This is a genomic window from Ewingella sp. AOP9-I1-14, assembly GCF_052375995.1.
Classification (GTDB): domain Bacteria; phylum Pseudomonadota; class Gammaproteobacteria; order Enterobacterales; family Enterobacteriaceae; genus Ewingella; species Ewingella allii.
Genome location: NZ_JBQSVA010000007.1, coordinates 76,432 through 101,198, shown reverse-complemented (window position 1 = coordinate 101,198; position 24,767 = coordinate 76,432). Strand labels below are relative to the sequence as shown.

24 protein-coding genes are annotated in these 24,767 nt (G+C 53.8%); 11 read left to right on the top strand and 13 right to left on the bottom strand.

All coding sequences use genetic code 11. From position 1 onward, the window contains the following. Nucleotides 1-28 precede the first annotated feature (28 nt). A complete protein-coding gene (locus ACT3RT_RS18030; RefSeq protein ID WP_485903393.1) occupies nt 29-346 on the bottom strand; it encodes a hypothetical protein in 318 nt (105 codons plus the stop codon). Nucleotides 347-688: 342 nt separating this feature from the next. Between ACT3RT_RS18030 and ACT3RT_RS18025 the strand changes: the two genes are divergently transcribed. Further along, the gene (locus tag ACT3RT_RS18025; RefSeq protein WP_496200659.1) at nt 689-1,129 is read left to right on the top strand and encodes a GNAT family N-acetyltransferase; all 441 of its coding nucleotides are present in this window, start codon (nt 689-691) and stop codon (nt 1,127-1,129) included. Here the strand turns inward: ACT3RT_RS18025 and ACT3RT_RS18020 are convergent. Continuing rightward, complete coding sequence (locus ACT3RT_RS18020) at nt 1,116-1,838, bottom strand: GntR family transcriptional regulator (protein WP_485903391.1); 723 nt, start codon at nt 1,836-1,838, stop codon at nt 1,116-1,118. The two genes, ACT3RT_RS18025 and ACT3RT_RS18020, sit on opposite strands and share 14 nt — an antisense overlap. A gap of 55 nt (nt 1,839-1,893) precedes the next feature. Then, a complete protein-coding gene (locus ACT3RT_RS18015; protein ID WP_496203478.1) occupies nt 1,894-3,030 on the bottom strand; it encodes an FAD-dependent oxidoreductase in 1,137 nt (378 codons plus the stop codon). A 677-nt stretch (nt 3,031-3,707) separates the two neighbouring features. On the opposite strand from ACT3RT_RS18015, the gene ACT3RT_RS18010 reads away from it, so the two are divergent. Beyond that, nucleotides 3,708-4,907, top strand: a complete 1,200-nt coding sequence (locus ACT3RT_RS18010) for an MFS transporter (protein WP_485903389.1) — start codon at nt 3,708-3,710, stop codon at nt 4,905-4,907. 47 nt (nt 4,908-4,954) lie between these two features. Further along, nucleotides 4,955-5,569: a TetR/AcrR family transcriptional regulator gene (locus ACT3RT_RS18005; RefSeq protein WP_485903388.1), complete on the top strand. Its 615-nt coding sequence runs from the start codon at nt 4,955-4,957 to the stop codon at nt 5,567-5,569. Here the strand turns inward: ACT3RT_RS18005 and ACT3RT_RS18000 are convergent. Continuing rightward, nucleotides 5,547-6,500: a bifunctional helix-turn-helix transcriptional regulator/GNAT family N-acetyltransferase gene (locus ACT3RT_RS18000; RefSeq protein WP_496203477.1), complete on the bottom strand. Its 954-nt coding sequence runs from the start codon at nt 6,498-6,500 to the stop codon at nt 5,547-5,549. The two genes, ACT3RT_RS18005 and ACT3RT_RS18000, sit on opposite strands and share 23 nt — an antisense overlap. Before the next feature lie 218 nt (nt 6,501-6,718). On the opposite strand from ACT3RT_RS18000, the gene ACT3RT_RS17995 reads away from it, so the two are divergent. Beyond that, nucleotides 6,719-7,435 carry an alanine--tRNA ligase-related protein gene (locus ACT3RT_RS17995; protein WP_485903386.1) on the top strand — a complete coding sequence of 239 codons (717 nt, stop codon included), beginning with the start codon at nt 6,719-6,721 and terminating at the stop codon, nt 7,433-7,435. A gap of 20 nt (nt 7,436-7,455) precedes the next feature. Here the strand turns inward: ACT3RT_RS17995 and ACT3RT_RS17990 are convergent, their stop codons facing one another. Then, nucleotides 7,456-8,889, bottom strand: coding sequence for an MFS transporter (locus ACT3RT_RS17990; protein WP_496203476.1), 1,434 nt, complete (start codon nt 8,887-8,889; stop codon nt 7,456-7,458). A gap of 143 nt (nt 8,890-9,032) precedes the next feature. Here ACT3RT_RS17990 and ACT3RT_RS17985 point away from each other — a divergent pair, with 143 nt between their 5' ends. Further along, nucleotides 9,033-9,962, top strand: a complete 930-nt coding sequence (locus ACT3RT_RS17985; RefSeq protein WP_485903385.1) for a LysR family transcriptional regulator — start codon at nt 9,033-9,035, stop codon at nt 9,960-9,962. A gap of 202 nt (nt 9,963-10,164) precedes the next feature. Next, entirely contained in the window at nt 10,165-10,989 is an 825-nt protein-coding gene (gene metQ, locus ACT3RT_RS17980; RefSeq protein ID WP_353504219.1) for a methionine ABC transporter substrate-binding lipoprotein MetQ, read from the top strand. 64 nt (nt 10,990-11,053) lie between these two features. Here metQ and ACT3RT_RS17975 read toward each other — a convergent pair whose 3' ends face one another. The 3 genes from ACT3RT_RS17975 to ACT3RT_RS17965 form a co-directional block, all read right to left on the bottom strand. Then, entirely contained in the window at nt 11,054-11,881 is an 828-nt protein-coding gene (locus ACT3RT_RS17975; protein WP_496203475.1) for an AraC family transcriptional regulator, read from the bottom strand. A 5-nt stretch (nt 11,882-11,886) separates the two neighbouring features. Further along, nucleotides 11,887-12,489 carry a tellurite resistance methyltransferase TehB gene (tehB, locus tag ACT3RT_RS17970; RefSeq protein ID WP_496203558.1) on the bottom strand — a complete coding sequence of 201 codons (603 nt, stop codon included), beginning with the start codon at nt 12,487-12,489 and terminating at the stop codon, nt 11,887-11,889. 98 nt (nt 12,490-12,587) lie between these two features. Next, on the bottom strand, nt 12,588-13,484 hold the full coding sequence (locus ACT3RT_RS17965; RefSeq protein ID WP_441655924.1) for a LysR family transcriptional regulator: 897 nt from the start codon (nt 13,482-13,484) through the stop codon (nt 12,588-12,590). A gap of 125 nt (nt 13,485-13,609) precedes the next feature. On the opposite strand from ACT3RT_RS17965, the gene ACT3RT_RS17960 reads away from it, so the two are divergent. Continuing rightward, nucleotides 13,610-14,992: an MFS transporter gene (locus tag ACT3RT_RS17960; RefSeq protein ID WP_496203474.1), complete on the top strand. Its 1,383-nt coding sequence runs from the start codon at nt 13,610-13,612 to the stop codon at nt 14,990-14,992. Continuing rightward, the gene (locus ACT3RT_RS17955) at nt 14,989-15,384 is read left to right on the top strand and encodes a DUF4440 domain-containing protein (protein ID WP_353504215.1); all 396 of its coding nucleotides are present in this window, start codon (nt 14,989-14,991) and stop codon (nt 15,382-15,384) included. Before ACT3RT_RS17960 ends, ACT3RT_RS17955 begins: the two co-directional genes overlap by 4 nt. 44 nt (nt 15,385-15,428) lie before the next feature. Here the strand turns inward: ACT3RT_RS17955 and ACT3RT_RS17950 are convergent, their stop codons facing one another. Continuing rightward, nucleotides 15,429-15,815, bottom strand: a complete 387-nt coding sequence (locus ACT3RT_RS17950) for a winged helix-turn-helix transcriptional regulator (RefSeq protein ID WP_485903451.1) — start codon at nt 15,813-15,815, stop codon at nt 15,429-15,431. Nucleotides 15,816-15,991: 176 nt separating this feature from the next. Here ACT3RT_RS17950 and ACT3RT_RS17945 point away from each other — a divergent pair, with 176 nt between their 5' ends. Then, nucleotides 15,992-16,849 (top strand): SDR family oxidoreductase, encoded by an 858-nt coding sequence (locus tag ACT3RT_RS17945; RefSeq protein ID WP_485903379.1) that lies wholly within the window; start codon nt 15,992-15,994, stop codon nt 16,847-16,849. Between the two features lie 48 nt (nt 16,850-16,897). On the opposite strand, the gene ACT3RT_RS17940 is transcribed toward ACT3RT_RS17945, so the two are convergent. The 3 genes from ACT3RT_RS17940 to ACT3RT_RS17930 are packed head-to-tail and all read right to left on the bottom strand — an operon-like array spanning nt 16,898 to nt 19,665. After that, complete coding sequence (locus ACT3RT_RS17940; protein ID WP_496203473.1) at nt 16,898-17,896, bottom strand: FecCD family ABC transporter permease; 999 nt, start codon at nt 17,894-17,896, stop codon at nt 16,898-16,900. Between the two features lie 2 nt (nt 17,897-17,898). Continuing rightward, nucleotides 17,899-18,855, bottom strand: a complete 957-nt coding sequence (locus tag ACT3RT_RS17935) for an ABC transporter substrate-binding protein (RefSeq protein WP_496203472.1) — start codon at nt 18,853-18,855, stop codon at nt 17,899-17,901. A gap of 27 nt (nt 18,856-18,882) precedes the next feature. Then, nucleotides 18,883-19,665 carry an ABC transporter ATP-binding protein gene (locus ACT3RT_RS17930; RefSeq protein WP_496203471.1) on the bottom strand — a complete coding sequence of 261 codons (783 nt, stop codon included), beginning with the start codon at nt 19,663-19,665 and terminating at the stop codon, nt 18,883-18,885. A gap of 257 nt (nt 19,666-19,922) precedes the next feature. Here ACT3RT_RS17930 and ACT3RT_RS17925 point away from each other — a divergent pair, with 257 nt between their 5' ends. Then, on the top strand, nt 19,923-21,035 hold the full coding sequence (locus ACT3RT_RS17925) for a tyrosine-type recombinase/integrase (RefSeq protein WP_496203470.1): 1,113 nt from the start codon (nt 19,923-19,925) through the stop codon (nt 21,033-21,035). Between the two features lie 114 nt (nt 21,036-21,149). After that, nucleotides 21,150-23,291: a 5-histidylcysteine sulfoxide synthase gene (gene ovoA, locus ACT3RT_RS17920; RefSeq protein WP_496203469.1), complete on the top strand. Its 2,142-nt coding sequence runs from the start codon at nt 21,150-21,152 to the stop codon at nt 23,289-23,291. An 82-nt stretch (nt 23,292-23,373) separates the two neighbouring features. On the opposite strand, the gene ACT3RT_RS17915 is transcribed toward ovoA, so the two are convergent. After that, entirely contained in the window at nt 23,374-24,756 is a 1,383-nt protein-coding gene (locus ACT3RT_RS17915) for a PTS transporter subunit EIIC (RefSeq protein WP_485903373.1), read from the bottom strand. Nucleotides 24,757-24,767: the final 11 nt, after the last annotated feature.

The window sequence follows — 24,767 nt, the reverse complement described above, 5'->3', positions numbered from 1 at the left end:
ATTTTTCAGGCTGGAGTTAATAATATGGCTATCGACGGCATTGCCCATTCACACTATTGCTATTATTATTGCCGCCAAATGCACCTTGATTGCGGCCCCCACTTGAGCCATTTCTAGAGCAAGAAACGGCAGTCGATAAACTAGCTAATGCAGCGGCTGCCGCCATTCCAGGAGGGCCTCCTGGTATACCTGCCATTGCTCCAAGAATACCATTTACGCCTGCTTGATTGGCGCAGGTGTCAGGTGCTCCGCGACTATTTTTATTTCGATCTGAGCGATAATCACCGGTATTACCGCCACGGCCACCAGATATGTATTCCACTAATGAATTGTCAATAACTTTCATAAACGGCTCCTTGTTTTTGGAAACTGCATATTTAAATAATAATATATTTCTTATCGTGAGCTAGATCTCATTATTAAACCTGTCGTTTAATTTTTTATCGAATTTTTAGTTAATTAAATTAGTCGGGCTACTATAAAAATCACTTTTCAATATGTTGTGTTGTTTTTTTGATTTTATTTTATTTGAGATTTTTGTAATAAACCCTATTAGGAACTATGATTTTAATGAATTCATCAAGCTTCCTGCCAAACAATAATATATAAATTTCTGTTTTACAAAACAGCCTTATGATCATTAAATTCCTACCAAACACCTTCAATCAAGTCTAAGGAACCCTGCGCGATGATGACCCTAAAACGAAAAGAAAGTATCAATGAGGTGGATTGGCAGGCGTTGGTCGAGCTGATTGATACCGCCGGTCTAGGTCTACGTGAGTTGGGCGATTTAGAAAATGCCTTTCGCCACAGCGCTTTCTGCTGGTTTGGCTATGAACAGGGCAAGCTTATTGCTGTGGCGAGAGCAATCAGTGATATGACTTGGTGCAGCTATCTTTCCGACGTAGCGGTGGCACCTCATCAGCAGGGCAAAGGTTATGGTCGGCAGCTCATGGAGGCGGTGCGAGAAGAGTTGCTGCCCTTCGGCAAGATCTTCATCTATGCCGCGCCGGATAAAATAGGTTTTTACCAGAGTCTCGACTTTGAATTACTGTCGACCGGCATGGTCTGCGCCAAGGGTGAAACCCTAGAAAAAATGCAAAAGCAGGGCTATATCAGGTCTGCCTAAAGGCCAAATTATCCTGATTGAAGGGGATAACATAGGTGCAGGAATAATCGATATCGACAATATCGCTGAACGCATACACCCGGCCGTCGCGCAGAATTCCACGGTTAAGGATATGCATCGCTGGCGCGCCTTTCTTACAGCCGAGCAGCTCGGCCTGCACTTTATTAACTATCACGGCGTCGTAATGGGTGAGGGAGTGGGAAATCTGATAGCCCTTGCCCAGCACATATTGTTGAATAGAACTCTCAATCACCCTCTGGTTTAAATCGGTAAACAGGCTGAAGGGCATTCTGGCCTGTTCAATCTGCACGTTGTGCTGATTCACCGCGCGCAGCCGGGTAAAGGCCCAAATAAAGTCATCCGCCGTCAGGCCAAAAATCTGCTGCTCTTCCTTGTCCGGGCGGCGTTTGTGCAGATTAAGCATGCGAAAGCTAATTTCAGCGAATTTCTTCTCGGTGATGGAGTTGTAAACCAACGGATTACTACTGATGCCGGGATTAATAAAAATCCCAGAACCCTGAACCACCCGCACCGCGCCGATATCCACCAGCTTCTCCAACGCCTTGCGGATGGTGAAGCGAGAAGCGCCGTACTCCTCTGCCAGCTGGCGTTCGGGGGGAAGCTTGGTCGGGCGTTGATCTTCCGGCAGGGCGCTGCGTTGGTAAATTTTACTCAGCAAGTCCTGAGCAATAAATTCCTTCTTTTTCATCAACAACGCCCCGATTTAATCATTCTATTTCGCCAACTTTATCATTAAACAGAGCTTATTTAGCATCATGATGCTGGGTGAAGAGTGCCAGCAGGCTGTGCGGCGCGTCCTCCCCAAAGCACAATTCTAGATTTCGCGCGGCTTCTTCTGCCGCTGCCGCGCTGCGCGGGAAGAGTTCCTTTTCATAGGCGGCCAGCGCCGCTTCTATATCGCCGAGGTGCGCGACGATGGCTTTTGCCAGTTCAGCACCGTCGAACATGGCCAGATTTGCGCCTTCACCGGCGAAGGGCGACATCAGGTGCGCCGCGTCGCCGAGCAGCGTCACGCCTGGAACCCGTTGCCACTGATGATCCACAGGCAGCACGGAAATGGCACGTACCACGGCGTCTTCTTCGCTGTCGGTGATAAGTGCAGTAAGCTCCGGTGCCCAGTCGGCGAACTCGGCGGCCACCTGCGCCTTAGCGCTCTGCGGAACGGAAAAATCAACAGTGGCGAGCCAAGCCTCAGGCTCTCTCAGGGCCGCATAGGCGTGCAGCGTGCCATTACCTTCACAGTGCGCCAGAATGCCTCGGTTTGGTTCGAGAGCAAACAGAGTTCCGCCGCCCACGGCTGCCGCGCTTTCCGGGTGATCCTCATCAGCATTGTGCAGGTAGGTTTCAATGAAGGTCACTCCGGCATAGCTTGGCTTGGCGGGGGAGAGAAGAGGGCGGACCTTCGACCATGCGCCGTCAGCACCCACCAGAATATCCGTCACCAACGTCGAGCCATTGGCGAAGGTCAGCTGATGCTGCCCAGAGCCTAGCGGCGCGACTGACGTGACTTTATGCCCCCAGCGGATCATGCCCTCAGGCAGTGAATCCAGCAGCAACTTACGCAAATCGCCGCGATGCACTTCTGGCCTGCCACCATCGCCATCGTCCGGCTCATCAAGCAGCACCTTGCCGTGTTTATTCAGCACCCGCGATGCCTGAGCGCCGCGCTGGATAATTGCCTGAAACTGCTCGAAAAGCCCCGCAGCCTGAAGCGCAAGCTGGCCATTATAGTCGTGGATATCCAACAAACCGCCTTGTGAACGCGCATCGGCAGAGGCTTCGGCCTCATAAATAGTGGAGGTAATGCCGTGCAGAAGCAGAACTCTGGCCAGCGTTAAGCCACCCAAACCTGCACCCACGATGGCGATTGATTGGTTCATTCTGGGTCCTTTAGAACTTTAAAAAGATAAAATAGGGTCAGATTCAACGCTAAAGATGCCAGAAGGGTTCCCAAGAACTCAAATAAAAAGTTCTCTCTTAGATAAGGAGGGCTATTAAGCAGATCTAAGGTTAGCGGATGAAAAAACAAACGAAGGAAGTAAGCAAGAAAAGCATGATTAACACTCTAAATTTGCTGTGCAATTTCCCGGTGTTTTTTGAGTAGATAACGTAGCTCATGACTGACATACAGAAAGAAGCAAAATTGAAACCTAGTTCATCCATGATATTGATCCTTTAAAAAGAATGCTCCAAATAGCCACTGCCCGCGGCTATCCACACTTTCCCACGAACAGACATCATAAATGCCCTTGGCTTCAAAACTCTGACTTTCAACTACATTCCATTGGCACCAACATTAGTTACAACATACTCATACGTGGAAGGATTTCCTGTAAGTGCAACCTGTAAGTTTGACGGCAGAAATAGCGCCAGAGCCCCTTTGGAGCAAGCTTTAGCAGGGCGGATGTGTTGGCGAGGCGTGGGCAGTGACTTAGCGAATAATCAGCTAAATAATTACGTAATGATCATTACGTAATTTATTGACGCTTGGCCCTGAATGCCGTTTCATAGCCGCGATATCTAGCTTCCCTCACTTTAAAACCTTCAGGATCCTTTTATGACTGAGTGCACTTCCCTGGACGCCCAGCCTAACGCTTCTGCATTTAAACGATGGTTGAGTGTTATCTCGCTCGGCTTCGGCACCTTTGTTTTGATTAACACTGAATTCTTGCCTATAGGCTTACTGACCCCCATTGCGCATTCGCTGAATGTCAGCGAGGGGCGGGCAGGGCTGGCGGTGATGCTGCCGGGGCTGGCGGCCGCAGCCTCGGCGCTCCTGTTGATACTGTTTTCCCGCCAGCTGAATCGCCGCACTCTGCTGTTGTTCTTGTCTGCGCTGGTGATTTTCTCTAACGCGGCGGCGATGCTCGCACCCTCTTTTGGAGTTTTGCTGATCGGTCGTATCATTTTGGGAGTCGCCGTTGGGGGATTTTGGTCTTTTGCCATTCCTGCGGGCCGCCGCCTAGTGCCTGAAGAGCAGGGAGCAAGAGCCACTTCGCTGATTTCGGCGGGCGTGGCGGTGGGGACTGTCGCCGGGGTGCCCGCTGGGGCATTTATCGGCGATATTCTTGGCTGGCGGATGGCATTTACCCTGAATACGGTGTTGGCCGTTGGGGTCTTTCTGCTGCAATGGGTGACGCTGCCCTCGCTCCCGGCCAGACAGTCGATAAAAGCCAGCACCCTATTTAGCGTGGCGAAGATCTCCGGCGTGCGTTATGGGCTGATCATCGCGCTGTTCATGGCCGCCGCGCAGTTCTCGGCTTATACCTACCTCGAGCCGTGGCTGCGTTTTCAGCTCGGGTTATCGGCGTCAGATCTCTCTCTATTACTCATGGCTTATGGTCTTGCGGGACTGGTCGGGACTTTCCTGACGGAAGTGATGGTGAAGAGCGTCGGCGTGAAGCACACGCTTTTGGCCTGTTTGCTACTCATGGGTGTGGCGGTGGTCGGCGCTTCCCAGCTTAGCGACAGCGCGCTGACGGCATCCTTCCTGATTGTTATGTGGGGGCTGGCGTTTGGCGCTATGCCAGTATGTTTGAATATCTGGGTTTATCAGGCCGCGCCTGAGCAGTTTGAAACCGGATCCTCATTGATCGTGTTTATTTTCCAGTTTTCACTGGCGAGCGGCGCGTTCTTTGGCGGCGTACTGGCTGACAGTATCGGCACCAGCAGTGCCTTTATGCTCGGCGGAGTTCTTGCCCTGCTGGCCTCGGTCATTGTGTTATTCACCCGGCCGCGGCCCGCCGTGCGGGTCTGATAGGTCGCTGCTTGCTGCGTCAGGGGGCATCTTTTAGAATCGGAGTTATGAACACAGATAAATCTTCCACATTAAAGAAACGCGGCAGACCTAAGTCTTTCGATCGCGAAGACGTGCTGGAGCAGGCCATGCGCCTGTTCTGGCTGCATGGCTATGAAACGACGTCGATGGCCGAACTGCTTGAGGCGATGAAAATCACCACGCCGAGCGTCTACAGCACCTTTGGAGATAAAGAGCGGCTGTTTCTTGAGTCGGTGGATCGCTATATCAAAGGGCCGGGCAATTATCAGGTGGAAGCCTGTAAAGAAGTCACCGCCAAGGCCGCCATTGAGCGCATTTTACGGCAAGCCGCCGAGCGATATGTCAGCCCAGGAAACCCGCCGGGCTGCATGCTGGTGGTCTCGACGGTGAATTCCTGCCCGTCCACCTCGCCAGTACAAAGGGCTGTTAAGGCCGCGCGCTTTGAAACCGAATGCGCTCTCAGAGGCCGCATAGAGCTGGGAATGGTCGACGGCGATGTGCCGAAAACTGCCGATCCCGCCGCCTTAGCCAGCTTCTTCAGCACCCTGCTGAATGGCATGTCGATCAAAGCCAAAGAGGGCGCGTCGAAAGAGGCCATGATGGCGCTGGTCGACAATGCTATGCGCGTTTGGCCCGAGTAAACTGCTGCTCAGTGATAGTGCTTCCCCTCTGATCGCCTTGCCACTCTTTCGCCAGTTCAAAGCCAAAGGACTCATATAAACGCCTAGCGGCGGTGAGTTTGTTGAATGTCCACAGCTGTACCGCCGGGAAACCTTGTTCATCGCAGAATTGCATCGCGGCGGCAATCAACTTTCTACCCGCGCCGCTGCCGCGACAGCCATCATCAAGGATGAACCAGCGCAGGTGGGCATCGTCATTCGCCAGATCTTCACCATCAATCGCCACCGAGCCGACAATGCGTCCATTTTGCATCGCCAGCCAAATCTGATTGCCCGGCTTATCCAGACGTCCGGCAAAATCCGCCAGACCCGCCGCCACTTTGGCTTCAAAAAAGCTGCCGAAATTATGTTCTCTGGCGTAATAACTGCCGTGCATTTCAGTGATGCGGCCAATCATTCCGGGCTGGTAGCCACAAATGACTTTTACCTGATCTTTGCTTTCCGGCTCGCTCTCTTGGCGACAGGCTTTTAGCGCCTCGGCATAAAATCTCAACCCTTGTGAGACGGTCTGCTGCTGGTGGGGATTCATCTTTTGCAGGGCGGCGATCACCTGTTGGCTGCCGTAACTATTGATTTTTTCGACGGTTTTCCTGCCCTGCGCCGTCAGGGTAAGCTGCTTGATCCTCGCGTCGTCGGTAGATGGCGTTTCTTCCAGCTCACCGGCGCTCACCAGCTTAGTCAGCATGCGGCTGACGCTCGACTTCTCAAGCCCGAGGATTTGCACCAGCTGCGCCGCCGTCATGGAGCCATGGTTTTCCACTTCGAGCAGGGTGTGGACCACCGACGGGGAGTATTGGGTGGCGGCCAGCGTGTTATTCATAAAACCCAACTCTCGCACCATTTTGCGCGACGCCACGCGGATTTCTTCAACTATAGAGGGGGCTGAACTCATGGAAATCGATCTCTGAAATATGGTTGTATTATACAACCATATAGCAAAGGAGTCGTCAATATCGTTTGGGAATGTCTCACCTAAAGGCTATTGCAAATCGCACTCGGCGAATTTGAAAATCTTTTACCGTGCAATTTTTTACAATCCAGCTCCTTTTACCCGCGCCATACTCAGGTTTGCAGTTAAAAAATCACCTATAAAAACCAGAGGAACATCGCATGACGCGCATTTTAAGCCGGACTCAACCTGAACTTATCACCTGTGAAAGCCCAATCTTGCACACCGGCGAAGATGAAAAAGGGCGCTATTTTGTGGTCGAGCAGACGGTTTTTTATCCTCAGGGAGGCGGGCAGATGTCGGATCACGGCAGTGTGACCCAGCATGGCCAAAGCCATTTGGTGCGCCAGGCGCTGAATCATGGCGGGGAAGTGCGCCATTACTTGGCGGATCCCCAAGTCAGTCTCGACATCGGTCAGCTCGCGACCTTAACTATTGACGCTGAGTTCCGCCGCAGGGCGTCGCTGGCCCATACGGCAGGGCATTTAATTGCCCACGTGGTGGAAACTCTGATGCCCTCTTTGGTGCCAGCTAAGGGCCACCACTTTTTGCCGGGTGCCTATGTGGAATTCACTGGAAACAGTACCTTAGCCGCCGATCAGCTGCTGGAGCAGGTGCGCAGCAAGGTGGCGGAGGCAATTGAGCAGGATTTGCCGGTTACCATTGAAAGTATGTCTTTTGATGAAATCGCCCGCCTGCGGCCAGAGCTGGCGGGGTCTATTCCGCAAAACGAAGAGATGCGCATTGTGCGTCTGGGCGACTATGTGCCGGTAGCCTGTGGTGGCACACATGCCGCCACCACCCAGGCATTACGGGGGTTGGAACTGCGAAAAATCAAAGCTAAAGAGCGGATTAAAATCAGTTACGAATTTGCCTGAACACCCGTGCGGCTTGGCTTTTAGGCGTCTTTTAGTGGCTGGTGGTGAGTGTTTCTAATGCGGCTCAGGCTAACAATAATCGCCAGACCCGTGGCTATCACCGCCACCCACAAACTGAAATGAATCGCCTGAGCTTCGTGCGCCGCATCACTCAGTGAAATCGACAAAATCACGCCCACCAGTGCCGTTCCCAGACACTGCCCGAAGGTGCGCATAATCGCCAACACGCCAGAGGCGTAGCCACTGTTTTCGCGCGAGGCGTTGGCCAGCATTTCGCGGTTATTGGGGCTTTGGAAGCAGCCAAACCCGATGCCACATATCAGACTGCGCAAACAGATATCCCACATCGCCGCCTGTTCTGGCAGCAAAGAGAGCAGAATCAGTCCCAGCGCAATTATCCCCAGCCCAATGGTTGAAATTACCGCTGGCGAATGGCGGTCGGCCAGCCTCCCGGCGTGCGGCGCGGCGAGGATAATGCCAATCGGCCACGGGGTGAAAAGCAGGGCCGAGGTAAAGGCGCTATAGCCATAAACGTTTTGGAACAGAAACGGCAGGGCGACGAAGGTGATGCCCTGACTGACAAAGGACGCCAACGAGGTGAGCGCCGCCAGAGAAAAGCGCGATGAGGCGAACATGCCCAGAGGCAGCAGCGGCTTAGGTGCCCGGCGCTGACGCCAGACAAAGGCTATCCCGGCCACAATGGCGGCCACGGCGTAGGCCAAAGCGTCCAGCAGAGTTTGCGATGAAAAATGGCCGTTGTCCGCATGGGAAAAGCTATTCGCGGCCATGATCAGCGCGCCGAGCGTGATGGCAGACAGCGCCCCTCCGGCGACATCAAAGGGGTGGCGAACCGTGCTGGTTTTGCCCGGCACCACGCGCAAAGCCAGAAGCAGTGCCACGACGCCCAGTGGGATATTAATCGCAAATAGCCATTGCCAGCTTAGCGCGGCGAGGATGGTGCCGCCGAGCATCGGGGCAACGGCCGTACTGGCGGCGATCAGCAGGGCATTCGCGCCCAGCACTCTTCCCAGCAGGCGATTAGGGAACACGGTGCGCAAAATGGCCGGGCCGATACTCAAGGTGGCGGCGCCGCCAATCCCCTGTAGCAGCCGCATAGCGATCAGCATGTCCAGCGAGGAAGAGAACACGCAGCCCACCGACGCCAGCGTGAACAGGATCAGGCCGCCGCTGAACAGGGCGCGAAAGCCAATATGGCTGCCGAGGGCGGCGAAGATAGCCAGCGACATCGCCGCAGACAGCAGGTAGCCATTCGATACCCAAACGGCGGCGGCGGCGGAAACCTCGAGCGAGCGCGCGATTTGCGGCAGGGCGATATTGACCATCGAGCCGTCGAACACCACCATCGCCGCCATGGTCATCACGGTTAGCATAGCGAAGAAACGGTCGCGGCCGGGCAGGCCGTCGTCACCGGGTCGGTTGGAGAATAATTCCATAAATAGCCTTTACCACTCGTATTAAGTTGTCGATGAAGCAAATATACTCGTCGCTGAGATAAGGCGGAAGGCGCAGCATTTGCACTTATAACCTGCACCAGACGCCTTCTCACTTTGACTGACTCTGGAGTAAAACGCGCGTCATGACTGAACCCGATCTCAATTTACTTATCGCCCTCGACGTGCTGCTTAATGAAGTCAGCGTCGCCGCCGCCGCTCGCCGCCTGAGTCTCAGCGCCTCGGCGATGAGCCGCACCCTCAGCCGCCTGCGTGCCGTCACCGGCGACCCGCTGCTAGTAAGGGCCGGACGGCAGATGGTGCTCACGCCCTACGCCGAAGAGATCCGCGAACGCGCGCAAAACGCCGCGTTGGAAGCCCGCGCCGTGCTGCGCCCTGCGGCCACCGCGCTCAATGTTGCCACGCTAAAGCGTACCTTTACTCTACGCTCCAATGACGGTTTTATTACCGCGTTCGGCGCGGCGCTGATTGCCGCTGCCGCCGCAGAAGCGCCGGGTGTCTGTCTGCGCTTTCTGCCTAAGCCGGAGAAAAGCGCCAAACCGCTGCGGGAAGGGCGGGTAGATTTAGAAATTGGCGTGCTGGGCGAAATGGGGCCGGAGATCCGTTTGCAGACGCTATTTCGCGATAAGTTTGTCGGCGTGGTGCGCAACGGCCACCCGCTGGCCCAAGAGGAGAAGATGAGCGTGGCGCGCTATGCCTCTTTCGGTCATGTTTTGGTGTCGCGCCGCGAAGGCATCACCGGGCCGGTGGATCAGGCCTTAACCGAACTAGGCTTTACCCGCAAAATTGCCGCCGTGGTGCCGGGCTTCTCCGCCGCGCTGGCGATTGCTCAGTCCTCAGACCTGGTGGCTCACGTCCCGGCATCATTCCTGATTAATCAGTCCGTTAATCAAACTGACGGCCAGCTCGCCAAACTTTGCTCTTTCCCACTGCCGGTGCAAACGCGAGAAATCACTATCTCGCAGATGTGGCACCCGAGATCTGAAGTGGATCCCGCCCATCGCTGGCTGCGGCAGCTGGTGCTCAACGTTTGTCGGCGGCTGGCTCCCGGCTGATTCTCACCGCCGAAGTATTTAATTTATACCCTTGAATTTACAGGCTGAAAGTCTGAAAAAAGTCTCGCATTTTTAATGCATAGGTTATGTCTTTTTCTTATTTGCCAGCGAGGGCGGGGTTTGAAAAACTCACGCCACAAAACTAGCCCGACGGGCACCTTCATTTTGGTTGTTTTTTATAGTTTAAGGAAAGACATTGTCTATGCGCACCTCTCTCAAACACGCGGTAAAAGCTTCTTTATTAACAGTTTCTTTGGCAAGCGCGCTGATCCTTAGCGGCTGTGGCCCGAAGAAAGATGACAACCACATCAAAGTCGGCATCAGCGCCGGTATTGACCAGCCGCTGTGGGACACGGTCAAAAAAGTCGCCAAAGAGAAATACAATCTCGACGTGGAAGTCGTCACCTTCACCGATTATGTGCTGCCAAACTCAGCATTGAGCAGCGGCGATATCGACGCCAACTCCTTCCAGCACGGCCCTTATCTGGAAAAACAGATTAAAGAGCGTGGCTATAAACTGGCGGCTGTAGGCAACACCTTCGTTTACCCAATCGCAGGCTATTCGCGCAAAATCAAATCCGTCTCCGAGCTGAAAGACGGCGCGCAGGTTGCCGTGCCAAATGACCCCACCAATCTGGGACGCTCTCTATTGCTGTTGCAAAAACAGGGTTTGATTAAGCTGAAGGATAACGTGGGCCTACTGCCGACTTCTCTGGATATCGTCGAGAACCCAAAACACCTGAAAATTGTTGAAATTGAAGCGCCGCAGCTGACCCGCGCCATCGACGACGACAAAATCGACCTGGCCATCATCAACACCAACTACTCAAGCCAAGTCGGCCTGACGCCAGCTAAGAATGGCCTGTTTGTTGAAGATAAAAACTCACCTTACGTGAACATTATTGTGGCGCGTGAGGACAATAAAGACAGCCAGAAGGTGAAGGATTTGGTTAAGGCTTATCAAACTGATGAAGTTGCCGCCGCCGCCGACAAGATTTATCACGGTGATGCAGTAAAAGGTTGGTGATGATTGTGGAATCCTGAGATTTCAGGATTCCATGATACTTATTGATTTATCTGACTATATATAACTAGTAGTGAGAAGGCGCGACGCCGAAAGCCCAGCGGAACGCGCGGTTGAAATGGCTTTGATCATAAAAACCCACTGCGGACGCGATGTCCGCAATGCTTCTCCCTGGTTGCCCCAGCAGGCTACAGGCCACTTCCAACCGCAGGCGTTTCAGCCAGGCATAAGGCGTCATGCCGGTGTGTTTGCTGAAACAGCGCAGAAACTGAAATCGATTCAACCCGCACAACGCCGCCAGCTCGCTCAGTGAAATTTTCTCCGCCAGATGCGCGTGGCAGTAAGCTTCAATCTCTCCCCACTGGCGTCTCGACAGGCCCTGCTGCGTCTCCACCGGCCTCGTGACTTTTAGCTGAATAAACAGCGGCTCGAGCGCGGCCAAATATTGCTCGTCAAACGAATGCCCTGCCGTATCACTCTTCTGCGCCATCAGTTGATGAAGTACAGATAGGTGCTTACTGAGATCCGGCGCTTCAATAATTCCCGCGCCGACGGCCAATGGCCGGTGGCGGCCAGAAAACTCTTCCGCCAGATTATTGAGCAAAGCAGGAGCAACGCGGAAGGTGCGCAGGGTATAGGCATTATTGTTTTCCGGCGTGCCGGTGTGGATCTCGCCGGGCGGCATAATTGAGATACGCCCGGCGCCCAGCAGCCCGGTTTGCCCTGAGAACTTTTGCCGCTGCGCGCCTTCGCTGATCAAGCCAATGTGGTAATCCAGATGGAAGTGCGGCTCAAAGCTGAAATCGGTGAAGTGCGCCTCACCCAGCACCATGCCCGGAATATCCTCCGGGCGGTAGTAACGCACTTGCTCAGGCTTACTCACCGATTGAGCCATGACGGTCAGGCCGGTTTTTGAGCCAGCAGGGTGGCGAAACGCATTTTGTAGCGATTGCCGTTGGCGTCGCGTTTGTGCAGTTCGCCGACGTCTTCGTTGTACTTCACAATGTTCCAACCTTGGTAGTAATCACGCAGGTCGTTGGGCTGGAAGCTGAAGGGGAAAGGCAGCGGGCAAGGATAGTCCGGGCTATCCATGGCGGCCACAATCAGGTTGTAGCCCCTCGGTCGGGTGCTGGCGTGCATATCGGCAATGATATTCGGAATGCTGCTGCGCTCTAAGAACATCATCACTACGGTGGAGAGGATAAAATCATACTCGCCGCTAAAACGATGGGCATTGAGATTAATTTCCGCCGTCTCAATCCCTTGCAGAGATTCTGCCTCAATGATCTCATTGAGTTTGGCAATGCTCAGCGAGTTGAAGTCCCACGCGGTGACGCTTGAGCCTTTAAGATTGAGATACAGTGAGTTGCGACCACTGCCGCAGCCTAAATCTAACACCTTGCCCGGCGGAACCTGCTGGGCGGCAAAAATAACTTCGGAGTGCGTGCGGGTCAGGCCATATTTTTCGGCGTAGTAATCTTCTGCTGCTAGCTGGTTGGACATCATGCTTTCCTTTGTCTCTTAATCCTCAGAATGCCACCATTATCCTCCGAAAGCCGCGCATTTCCCCGAAGTTTTTGTTTATCGCTATTCAGACTTAATCAACCTGCCACCCGGCGTTGTAAAAAGTCGATAAAAGCCCGCACTTTTTCCGGTACGTGGCGGGTGTTGGGGTAGAGGGCATAAATTCCCTGAGCCGGAAAACGGTGATCGGGTAGCAGATGAGTCAGCTTTTTAGTGACAATGTCACTTTCAACCAGCCATACGGGCAGCAGCGCGATACCCGCGCCGTTAAGGGCGAAGGCTAATAAAGAGGAGGCGCTGTCGGCCATCAGCATCGGGCTTTGTCCGGCGTTGAACAGCACGCTTTCACCCGTTGGGGTCAGCACTTGCCAGGTTAGCGGGGTGTTCAGGCGACTATGGGCAATCCATCGTGCCTGCTCCAGCTGGGTTAAATCCGCGATGTTGCCGCCCCATTGCTGTAAATAGTCCGGAGAAGCGACGGGGAGAATATCAAAACGGTCGATCAGCGCTGCGTGGTGGCTGGAGTCCGCCAACTGCCCGAGGCGAATTGCCACGTCAAAACGGCCAGAAATCAGGTCGTCGTGATTCGACGAAGAGACGTGCTGAATGCGCAGTTGCGGGTGAAGCAGGGAGAAAGCCGCCAGAGCCGGAACCACCACGCGCGCGCCATATTCCGGCGTGGTGGTGATGCGTAGCAAACCTTGCAGGCCAGAGTGATCGCGGCGTACGTCGTCGAGCACGCTTTCGGCGTCTTGCAGCAGTTGTAGGCAGCGCAGGTAAAATCGCTCTCCGGCGTCGGTCATGGCAATGCGCCGGGTGCTGCGGGTTAGCAGGGCGACGCCCAGTTCGTTTTCCAGCTGCTTAATGTTGAAACTCACCACGGCTTTAGTCAGGCCGAGGTTATTGGCCGCGGCGGTAAAACTGCCCGCCGCCACGACGGCAACGTACATTTCAAGGCGCTGTAAATTCAGCATGATTTCTCACTTTACCGGCATTATTGTCAAAGTTATTTTGACAGTGTAACGCCGGTAAGCCAATTTATCTCGGCCAGTTAAAGCTCTAGACTGCACGCTTTCCTGCTTTATATTCTGAGAACTTCATGACTTACCGGATGCGCGTCGCCAGCGTCTACCTGCTGGGCTTTTTTGTCGATCTGATCAATATGTTTATCGCTAACGTGGCCTATCCGGACATTGGCCGCCACTTCGACGCCCCCGTCAGCCTGCTGGCTTGGGTCAGCAATGGCTACATTCTTGGCCTGTCGTTGATTATTCCTCTCAGCCGCTGGCTGGCTCAGTGCATCGGCGCTAAGCGACTGTTTATCATCTCATTATTGATATTTATTCTTGGCTCCTGCGGCGCGGGATTGTCAAATTCCATGGCGCAGCTGATTGGCTGGCGTGTGGTGCAAGGTCTTGGTGGGGGCCTGCTGATCCCCCTCGGCCAGACGCTGACTTATGCCCTTTACCCGAGTCACCAGCGAGCCAAGCTTTCGTCCGTGATCATGCTGGTGGGGTTGATGGCTCCGGCATTATCCCCGGCAGTTGGGGGGATGATTGTCGACAGTCTGAGCTGGCGCTGGGTGTTTTTTGCCTCACTGCCACTGGCGGTTGTGGCGCTAATTCTGGCAGCCTGCTGGTTAAAACCTGAAACCGAGAAAGTCGCCGCCGGGCATTTCGACGGGCGAGGTTTGCTGATGCTGTGCGGCGCTTTGACCCTGATTTTACTCGGCCTAACCTATCTGGGGGATGGCCAGCAGATGCTGTTCGGCGGCGGGTTGCTGCTAGCGGGAGCCTTGCTAATGGCGGCTTATGTGTTTTACTCGCTGCGCTTGCCGCAGCCGTTGCTTAACCTACGATTGGTGCAGGACCCGCTGCTGCGCATTTCGATGATTATCTATCAATTTATTCCGGGGCTTTTTACCGGCGTTAGTTTGGTCTCCATGCTCTATCTGCAAGACCAGCTCAAAATGCATGCGGCGCAGGTGGGGATTTTGATGCTGCCCTGGTCGCTGGCTTCTTTTATTGCCATTAGCCTCACGGGGAAAACCTTCAACAAGCTGGGGCCGCGCCCGCTGTTTATTGTTGGCTGTCTGGTACAGGGGATGGGCATTGCGACGCTGACGCAGATCAGCGGCGCTACGGATATCGGCCTGCAACTTACCGCCTTCGCGCTGATGGGCTTTGGCAGCAGTTTGTGCAGCAGCACGGCGCAAAGCACGGCGTTTATCCAGATTGAAGACCGCCAGTTGGCCGACGCCAGCGCGCTGTGGAACATCAACCGCCAGCTGAGTTTTTGCCTCGGCGTAACCCTGCTTAGTCTGTTACTCAACCTTTTGCTCAGCTACTCGGGCCTGAGTGCTGAACGCGCCTACCAATTCTGCTTTGTGCTGGCCGCCCTCAGCGTCTTTATTCCCATTGCGCTGTGTTGTCGAATCGCCAATCGCAGCCTTGTTAACACCTTAAATCAGGAGTCAACGTGAACCGTTATTTTCAGGAAGTGCTTGATGCACATGACTTAATCGCCAGCTGGTTGGGTAATGCTAACTCCCCGCAAACCACCTACGACCAGCTTCTGGGCCGCTTCAGCCCGCAATATTCGATGGTGACATTGAGTGGCCATGTATTGGATTTTGAGAAGTTATGCGGATTTTTCCAATCGCAGCATGGCGCAAAAATCGGCCTTCAAATTGAAATCGAACAGATGAAGTTGGTGGCAGAAAGCGCCGACGGCGGAGTGGTTAGCTATCAGGAGCGCCAGCAGCTTCCTGGCCAGAACGCCACGCTGCGCTACTCGACCGTGGTGTTTTCAGCCGATGCGGATGGCAAAGTGATCTGGCGACATTTACACGAAACCGCCGCCGCAAAGGGATAAGCCGGACTATCATTTAAACAGCGAAAGGTCCGCATTTCGGGCCTTTATTGTTTGTCCACCAGGCGCAGATTGCGCTGATTGATGATGCGGTGCAGGTTAGTTTCCACCCAGTCCGTTAGCCCAGTGAGCTGTGTTTGTACCTCAACGCCTAACGGGGTCAGGCTGTATTCCACGTGGGGCGGCACCACGGGGTAGGAGATGCGATCCACAAAACCGTCGGTTTCCAGCGTCTGTAAAGTCTGCGCCAGCATCTTCTCACTAACTCCGTTGATTTTACGGCGTAATTCGCTGAAACGCTGGGTTCCGTCGCTTAAGGCGATCAGCACTAAAACGCCCCAGCGGCTGGTGATGTGGCTGAGAATTTCGCGGGACGGGCAGTCGGCGCTCATCACTTCGCCCCGGCGAAGACGCTCTCCGAGGATGTTCTCCATGACCTGTTCTTCAGCCGTTTCGACCGGCAATGATGTTAATTTCATACTAACCTTTTTGTACGTACTTACGAAAAGTTAGTATATCGCATAGGATATCTTTCACGGACGCGATATTCAGACTGTTTCGTCATAAGACGACCGTCCAATCGAACTTAATTCACTTTCGGAGAAACATCATGATCGCTATTACCGGTGCTACCGGCCAACTCGGCCGCCTTGTTATCGCAGCATTGTTGAAGAAAGTCCCCGCGAACCAGATCGTCGCGGCAGTGCGCAGCCCTGCAAAAGCCAAAGACCTGTCTGACCTTGGCGTCGATGTGCGTCAGGCGGATTACACCCAGCCCGAAACGCTGGAAAGTGCCTTCAAAGGTGTGGAAAAAGTGCTGCTAATTTCTTCTAACGAAGTGGGCCAGCGCGAGGCTCAGCATCAGGCGGTGATTGACGCGGCCAAACGCGCCGGGGTGAAATTGATTGCCTATACCAGCTTGCTGCACGCCGACACGACCAAACTGGGATTGGGCACCGAGCACCGCGCGACCGAGGCGGCACTCAAAGCCTCTGGCGTGCCTGCGGTGATTTTGCGCAACGGCTGGTATACCGAAAACTACGCCGCGAGTATTGCTCCGGCTCTGGCTCACAATGCGTTTATCGGCGCAGTTGACGAAGGCCGCATCTCTTCAGCAGCTCGTGAAGACTATGCCGAAGCCGCGGCGGCGGTATTGCAGTTGGAAAATCAGGGCGGGAAAATCTACGAGCTGGCTGGCGATGAAAGCTACACATTGGCCGAGTTCTCCGCCGAGATTGCGCGCCAGTCGGGCAAAAAAGTCGACTACGTTAATCTGTCGCAAGATGAGTTCGCCAAAGCGCTGCTTGGCGCAGGCCTGCCGGAAGGTTTCGCCAATATGCTGGCTGATTCAGACGCCGGTGCGGCGAAGGGTGGCCTGTTTGACGACAGCAAAACCCTGAGCAAACTGATTGGGCATAAAACCACGCCTTATCAAGATGTTATTGCGGTGACCTTAAAGTCTCTTTAAGTTCTGGACAGGTTGAAACCGGCGCTCTGGGTCAATAGCGCCGGTTTTTTATTGGCGTTTTAACAGGATTGCCAAGACAAAAATACCTCCTAATCCGGCAGTGATAATGCCAATCGGCAGCTCTTGGGGGGCAATCAGTAACCTACTTAGCAGGTCGCCGCCTGACATTAATATGGCGCCGAACAGTGCCACCACCGGCAGCAATAATCGGTGGCGAACCCCGCACAGCGGCCGTGCCAGATGGGGCACCATCAACCCAACAAAGCCGATCACCCCGGTTAAAGAGACCAATAAAGAGGTCGCCAGCGCGCAGCCGAGGAAGATTTCAATCCGCAGGCGGGTGAGATTTATTCCCAGTGAAATCGCGGTTTGTTCTCCTGCCAGCAGGGCATCCAGCCAGCGCCAGCGCAACGCGACCAAGGCAAACAGTAGCGCAACTGCCGCCACAGCGAAGCCAATGTTGTCCCATCGCGCCAGCCCTAATCCCCCCAGCGACCAAAATAGCACTGAACTAGCCGCGCGCTGATCGCCCGAAAACACCAGATAGTTAGTCAGTGCGCCAAACAGGAAAGAGATCGCCAGCCCGCTAATTACCAGCTTTTCTGCCCCTTTGGCGCGTTGCAGCATAAACAGCAGCATCACCGAAACCGCAGAAAGAATGCCGCCCGCGAAGGCCGAAATCGGCAAACCCCACGCGCCGAGCCGATCGCCATAGCGGGTGATCACCGCCACGGCTCCGGCGGAGGCCCCGGAAGAGAGCCCGAACAAAAAAGGGTCGGCCAGCTCATTGCGGGTAGTGGTTTGCAGCAAGGCGCCCACCATCGCCAGACCCGCTCCGGTCAGCGCCGCCAACAAACTTCGCGGCAGGCGTAACTCGAACACGATGCGATGGATCATGTCAGGAACCGGGGCCTGATAAAGCCCCAGCGAGGACAACACCTGCGAAATCGGCAGAGAAACGCTCCCCGCCGCGACGCCCAGCAGCATCAGTAATATCAGCGTAAACAGGCTCAGCGCAATAAGCAGAAAGTAACGATAACGACTCATTTTCAATGAGTTGCATCCGGATAAAGCACTTTGGCCAGTTTTTCTACTGCGTCAATATTCGCCGGACCCGGCGTCAATTCGCTGTACTGCAACTTCACATAGCGATGATGTTTAACCGCAGGCGTCTCTTTCATTAATGGGTGAGATTCGAGGAAATGCTGCAAGGCCGCCGCGCCGCCGCCGGTTTGATAATCCAGCAACACAATCACATCCGGCTCTTGAGTTGCCACGCTCTCCCATGAGGTGGTGGTCCAACTGGCGTCAAGATTGTCCATAATGTTTTTACCCCCGGCGGCTTCAATAATTGCCGTCGGCATGGCGTATTTCCCGCTGGTGAAGGGCTTGTCCTCGCCGGAGTCATACACAAAAACTTTTAGCGTTTTCTGTTTACCTATCTTCTGTTGCACGGCTGCGACGCGAGCTTTCCAGCCATCGACCAATTTTTGCGCCTCTTCGCGTTTGCCGAAAATTTCGCCCAGCTTCAACTCGTCGCCATACAGCAAATCCATGCTGGCGCGCGGGCGATGCTTGTCGACAAAAATACAGCTTTCGGTCAGCGCCAGCGTTTTCACCCCGTAGTGGGCGAGCGACTGTGGTGTGACGTCGCCGCCCAATTTCATGCCATAGTTCCAACCGGCGAAAAACAGGTCAGGGGCGACGGCAACCAGAGTTTCTAAAGAGGGGTATTTGGCAGCCAGTTCGGGGATATTTCCCTGCTGAATCTTGAATTCAGGCGTCACTTTGTACCAGCCGCTAATCCCGGTCACGCCAACGATATGGCTTTGCAAACCCAAAGCAAAAGCCATTTCCGACATATTTAAATCGTTGATCACGGCGCGCTGCGGGGCCTGAGTAAAAGTCAGCGGCTGGCCGCAGCTGTCCACCGTAACCGGGAAGCCGCTGGCAAAGGTCAAACTGGAGAACAGTAAACCGGGCAACAGAAAGGCGAGTTTTTTCATGAGGTTGTCCTAGAGAAAAGTAAAACATTAAGCGCACAAAGGCGCTTCAAAAATGCGTAAAGAATTGCCGGTAATAGGGTGGGTGACGGTGTAACTTTCCATGCCGAACACGCGGTTTATTATTTGAGCAGACAGCGCGATTTTGGGATAACCCCAGATCACCAGCCTGCCTTTTTGCAACACCACGACGCGATCGGCGAAAGGTTCGATAAGAGGCAAATCATGCAGCACGGCGATGGTCGAAATTCCCTTGCTGCGCACCAGCGACAAAAGCGTCGCGCGACTTAAAGGGTCGAGATGATTGGTCGGTTCATCGAGCAGCAACAATTGCGGAGTTTGGGCAAAAGCGCGAGCCAAGGCGGCGCGCTGTTTTTCACCGCCGGAAAGTGACCCGATCAGTCGATGTCGCAAATGTTCCAGTTTGGTATCGACCATTGCTTGCTCAATACAGCGCCGATGATGAAGGGGCGTGCAGCAGTTGTGATGGGGAATGCGGCCGAGGGCGACATAGTCTTCAACTAGCAATCGCGGATCGGGCGGATCGTTCTGCGCCACAATCGCAATATGCTTGGCGCGCTCTTGCCGCGAGAAGCTGGCCAACGGCTGACCGTTGAGCAAAATGCTTCCTTCGCTTGGTACGAGTTCGCTGGTCAGGGCGCGAAGTAAAGTCGATTTACCACTGCCATTCGGCCCGATCACCGCTAAACATTCCCCTGCGTCGAGCTGGAAATTTACTCCGCTAATTAACAGGTTGTTGCGCTGCGTGCAGATACTTAGGCCTTCAATGCTAAGAACGTTGGGAGTGGACATGGCAATAGGTTTGTCAAAAGATGATATTGTTATGTTATAACATATCAATACGAAGTGAAATCATAATAAATTGGCATTTTTGGGGCTATGATCGCCAAAAGCCTTGGGTAAATTGATGCAGCTGAGCTGGCTAATATTGGCGAGTCGCATTCTTAGTGACTCCAGACTTAATAGGTCTGGAGTCACAAAGGTTTTGCCTCGGTTTACTGAAGTTGTTATAACTGCGCACCGGACTTTTGCCTGTAGAAATTACCTGAATGAACCAAGCCGTGACAGAACCCGACATCGCCGCCGATCAGGTTGGCCGCCATGTGATCCTTTTTCTTAACCAGATCAAGAATGCGCCGCTGACCGAGCTGGATAATATGGAAGAAGAGGGGAACGCCACCGTCGAGCAGGTGATGAAAGTGTGGATCAGACTGTCGCTGATGATCACACGCCGTCGCCCGGAAATTGCTATTTCCTCTCTGCTCAAACACGTGCTGCCGATGATTGGTTCGCTGCCGCTGAATAAAGTGACGCGCCTGCGGCTCAACCGGCTGTTTAACGTGCTGCTGGCCGACGGAAAAATTGCCGAAGCCAAGCGCGTTTTTGCTCTGTGCAAACAGTTTATGAGCTGGGCGGAAACCCAAGGTTATATCGAACATTCTCCGATTGGCTCGATGAAACGGCGAGACGTCGGCGGCCGAAATACGCCGCCAAGAGAGCGATCGTTGACCGACGCAGAAATCTGGATTTTCTGGCATGGTCTTGATTTATGGGATATTTCAGAGCAGTGCCGCTGGGCTTTGCGCCTCTGCTTACTCACCGCCAGGCGCCCTGACGAAGTGGTTCGCGCACGCAAAGACGAATTCCATTTAACCATTGGTTTATGGCGTCAGGGGCAGAGAAATAAGTCACGTCGTGACCACAGTTTACCCCTTACCGCAATGATGACTCGCTGCGTCAATGCCCTGTTGGAAGCCAGTCCGGCCGACAGTCCGTGGCTGGTTCCATCGCCGTCGGACCCGCAAAAACCTTTATCACGCGGGGCGATCACTCAGGCTTTGCGCAGAATGGTTCGTGCAGAAAGAGGGCTGGGCATCGAGGCTTTCACCACTCGTGATTTGCGTCGAACGGCCCGATCCAAGCTGGCCTCCCTCAATATCGCCAACGACGTGGCGCGTAAAATCATGAATCACTCGCTGGAAGGCATCGACCGCGTCTACGACACCCACGACTATTTGCCACAAATGAAACAGGCGCTAGAAGCCCTGTCAGCAGACATCGAACGGATAATTTCCAGCGACTCCTACCAAAGCCTCCACCACCGTTATCAAGGCGAATCGCTGCAAATTAGCGAAAGATCGCTGCTGTTTATGGTGAGTTAATTTTTGTCGGCTGAATTTAAAGTGTGACAGAATTTCTCATGAAACCGGTATGAAATGAATTAATGCTAGACTTTGCTCTGTACTTTGCATGGTCAGAGAACGGAGAGAATAATAATGAATTTAACAAAAACGACGACCACCGGGTTGCCTGCGCCGACACAGACTCTGTATTTAAGTGGCCGCAGCTCAGAGGAAAAACGACAGGAGATCCTCAACTATTTTCAGCAGACTTGGGCACTGTATGAGCGTCTTTTCGACTGTCTGGACGACGAGCGCGCTTACTTCAATAAGGCCATTTCCCTGCGTCACCCGCTGATTTTCTACTTCGGCCATACCGCGACTTTTTATATCAACAAGCTAATGGCCGCGGGGCTGATTAAGCAGCGCATTGATGATGAAATTGAAGCCATGCTGGCTATCGGCGTGGATGAAATGAGTTGGGACGACCTTGATAACAGTCACTACAGCTGGCCGAGCGTGGCGCAGTTGCGAGATTATCGTGGCAAGGTTCGCTCGTTAATTACTCAGTTTATCAAAGAGATGCCCCTTGAATTGCCTTTGGACTGGGAAAGCCCGGCGTGGGTGATTTTGATGGGTATCGAGCATGAACGCATTCACCTCGAAACCTCCAGCGTGTTGATTCGCCAGTTGCCGATCGAGTGGGTGAAGCCGCAAGCGCACTGGCCTGTCTGTCCTCAATCGAGAACCGAACGCGGCGAAGTTCCGGCGAACTCATTGGTTTCGCAAAAAGGTGGCGAGATCACTTTGGGCAAAACGGATGATACTTACGGCTGGGATAACGAATATGGTTCGTTCAAGACCGAGGTAAAACCTTTTAAAGCCAGCAAAATGCTGGTCAGCAATGCCGAGTTCTTTGAGTTTATTCAGGCCGGTGGTTATCAAAATAACGACTGGTGGGACGAAGAAGGGCAAGGGTGGCGCGATTTTGCGCAGGCAGTCTGCCCGACATTTTGGGTGGGCGATCTCGCCTCGCCTGAATCTTTGATGCTGCGCCTGATGGCGGAAGAGATCCCCATGCCGTGGGACTGGCCTGCCGAGGTAAATCAGCTGGAAGCCGCCGCGTTCTGCCGCTGGAAGGCGGATGAAACCGGTAAGTCTATCCAGTTGCCGACCGAGGCCGAATGGTACGTTTTACGCGACCAGGTTGAGGGCGACCAGCCAGACTGGCAACAGGCGCCGGGAAATATTAATCTGGCGTGGTGGGCCTCTTCCTGCCCGGTAGACCAGTTCCCGCAAGGGGATTTTTACGACGTGGTTGGCAATGTCTGGCAGTGGACGACCACGCCAATTGGCGGTTTTTCGGGTTTCCGCGTCCACCCGCTATATGACGATTTTTCTACGCCAACCTTTGATGGCAAGCATTCCATCATCAAGGGCGGCAGCTGGATTTCTACCGGCAATGAAGCCTTGCGCTCGTCGCGCTACGCCTTCCGTCGGCATTTCTTCCAACACGCGGGTTTCCGCTATGTGGTGTCTACTCATCAGGAAAAACAGATTGTGAATCCGTACGAAACTGACACCTTAGTGTCGCAATACCTTGATTTCCAATACGGTAAGTCCTATTTCGGCGTGGATAACTATGCCTGCGCATTGGTCGCCATCGCTGAAAAACTCTGTGATAAACGCCAGCGCGCTTTGGATATCGGCTGCGCCACCGGTCGCGCCAGCTTTGAGCTGGCCCGCACGTTTGACCAGGTCACCGGTCTGGACTATTCGGCGCGCTTCATTGACGTGGCACTGTCGCTGGCCGCCGGGGAAGAGCTGCGCTATTTGATTCAGGAAGAGGGCGAGCTGATGGAGTACTGTCACGCTCGTTTATCGGATGTCGGGCTAAGTGCTGAGCTGGCTGCAAAGGTGCGCTTCTCGCAGGGCGACGCCTGTAACCTTAAGCCGCAGAAAGAGCCTTACGATCTGGTGTTGGCGTCCAATTTGATTGACCGCCTGCGCGAGCCGAAGCGTTTCTTGCGTGACGTTGTCACTATGATCCGTCCCGGCGGCATTCTGATGCTCTCTTCGCCATACACCTGGCTGGAAGAGTTTACGCCGAAGGAGAATTGGCTGGGGGGCGTGCGTGAGAATGGCGAAGCCCTGACCACTCACCAGGCCTTGCAACGCCTGCTGTCGAGTGACTTTGAGGAAGCGCAGTCGCCAATGGATGTGCCTTTTGTGATCCGCGAGACGGCGCGTAAATATCAGCACACCGTGGCCCAGTTAACGGTTTGGCGTAAGAAGTAGCTTTGCAATAAAAAACGCTGCAATAAAAAAGCGCAGCCCGGAGTGATTTCGGGCTGCGCTTTTTATTATCTACATCCATATCTCACGGCTTTTCAGTCGCCGGAATGGGCAGTTTGGCCAGTCTAGTTTTGCCATAAATAATGGTTAGGATGGCTGGGACGCTAAAGGCGACGGCGATAGCGGCGACTTCGTAAATCATCTTCGAGTCAGGGCCACTGAACAGGCCGAGCTCAAACACGTTCAGCACCGGCAAGAAACTGTAAGTTTTCACCCCCAGCAGGCCGGTTATCCCGCCACCCAGCGCCGCGCCGATGCAGCCAAACACAAACAGCATGCGGTACTTCAGGTTCACCCCATACAACGCCGGTTCGGTGATGCCAAAGAAGGCGGAAATAGAGGCTGAAATGGCAATCTGCTTATCTTTCACATTGCGGGCGATGAAGATTGCGCCAAAAGCCGCGCCGAATTGCCCCATCACCGCCGACATAAACATCGGCATAATAGTGTCGAAGCCCGACACCTGAATATTAATCAGCGCAATCGGGATAATGCCCCAATGCACGCCGAATACCACGAACAACTGACCAATGCCTGCCAGCAGCGCGCCGGAAATCACCGGGCTGAGCTGGTAAAGCCAGAAGTAACCTTTGGCGATGCCGATGCCCACGTAGTCAGCAATCGGGCCGATAAAGGTGAATACCACGAAGCCGGTGATAATCAGCGACAGGCAGGGGACAAACACCAGCGCGGCGACTTCCGGGATGACTTTCTTCAGATAGCGTTCGACATAGCTGAGGAAAAGTACCGCGAAAATCGCCGGGATCACCGCGCCGCCGTAGATTTTCATACTCAGCGACAGGCCAAAGACGCTGATCGCGGCGGGGATATCTGTCGTCGTTAATGGGTATACCATGGCCGCCGTCAAAGCTAACGCAATGTATTTATTGGTTTTAAACTTCTCTGCGGCAGTGACCGCAATAAAAAGCGGCAGGAAGGTAAACACGCCGCTGGCCAGTGCGTTAAACACGGTAAAGACATAGGCATCGGTATGGACCAGATTCATAGTTTGGAGTAAAACCACGATACCCTTGAGCATGCCAACGCCCGCCAACACGCCGATGTAAGGGGTGAAAATGGCCGAGATATTGGAAAGTAGACGGTTAAACAGCGAGGTTTTTTCCACGGGTTCGGCAACCGTCTGGCTTTCAGGTTCGACGACCCGAGCCTGCTCAATCGCCCGATAGACGTGCTCGACTTGCGGGCCGATGACGATCTGGAACTGGCTATTGTTATTGATAACTTTAATGATATCCGGCATGTCGCTGAGAGCAGGCCCATTAACCTTGGTGAGATCTTTTAGATTAAAACGTAACCGCGTGGCGCAATGCGTGAGATATTCAATATTGTTATCACCACCAATATTAGAAATAATCTGACTTGCCATCATTTTATAATCAATAGCCATGTTATTTCCTT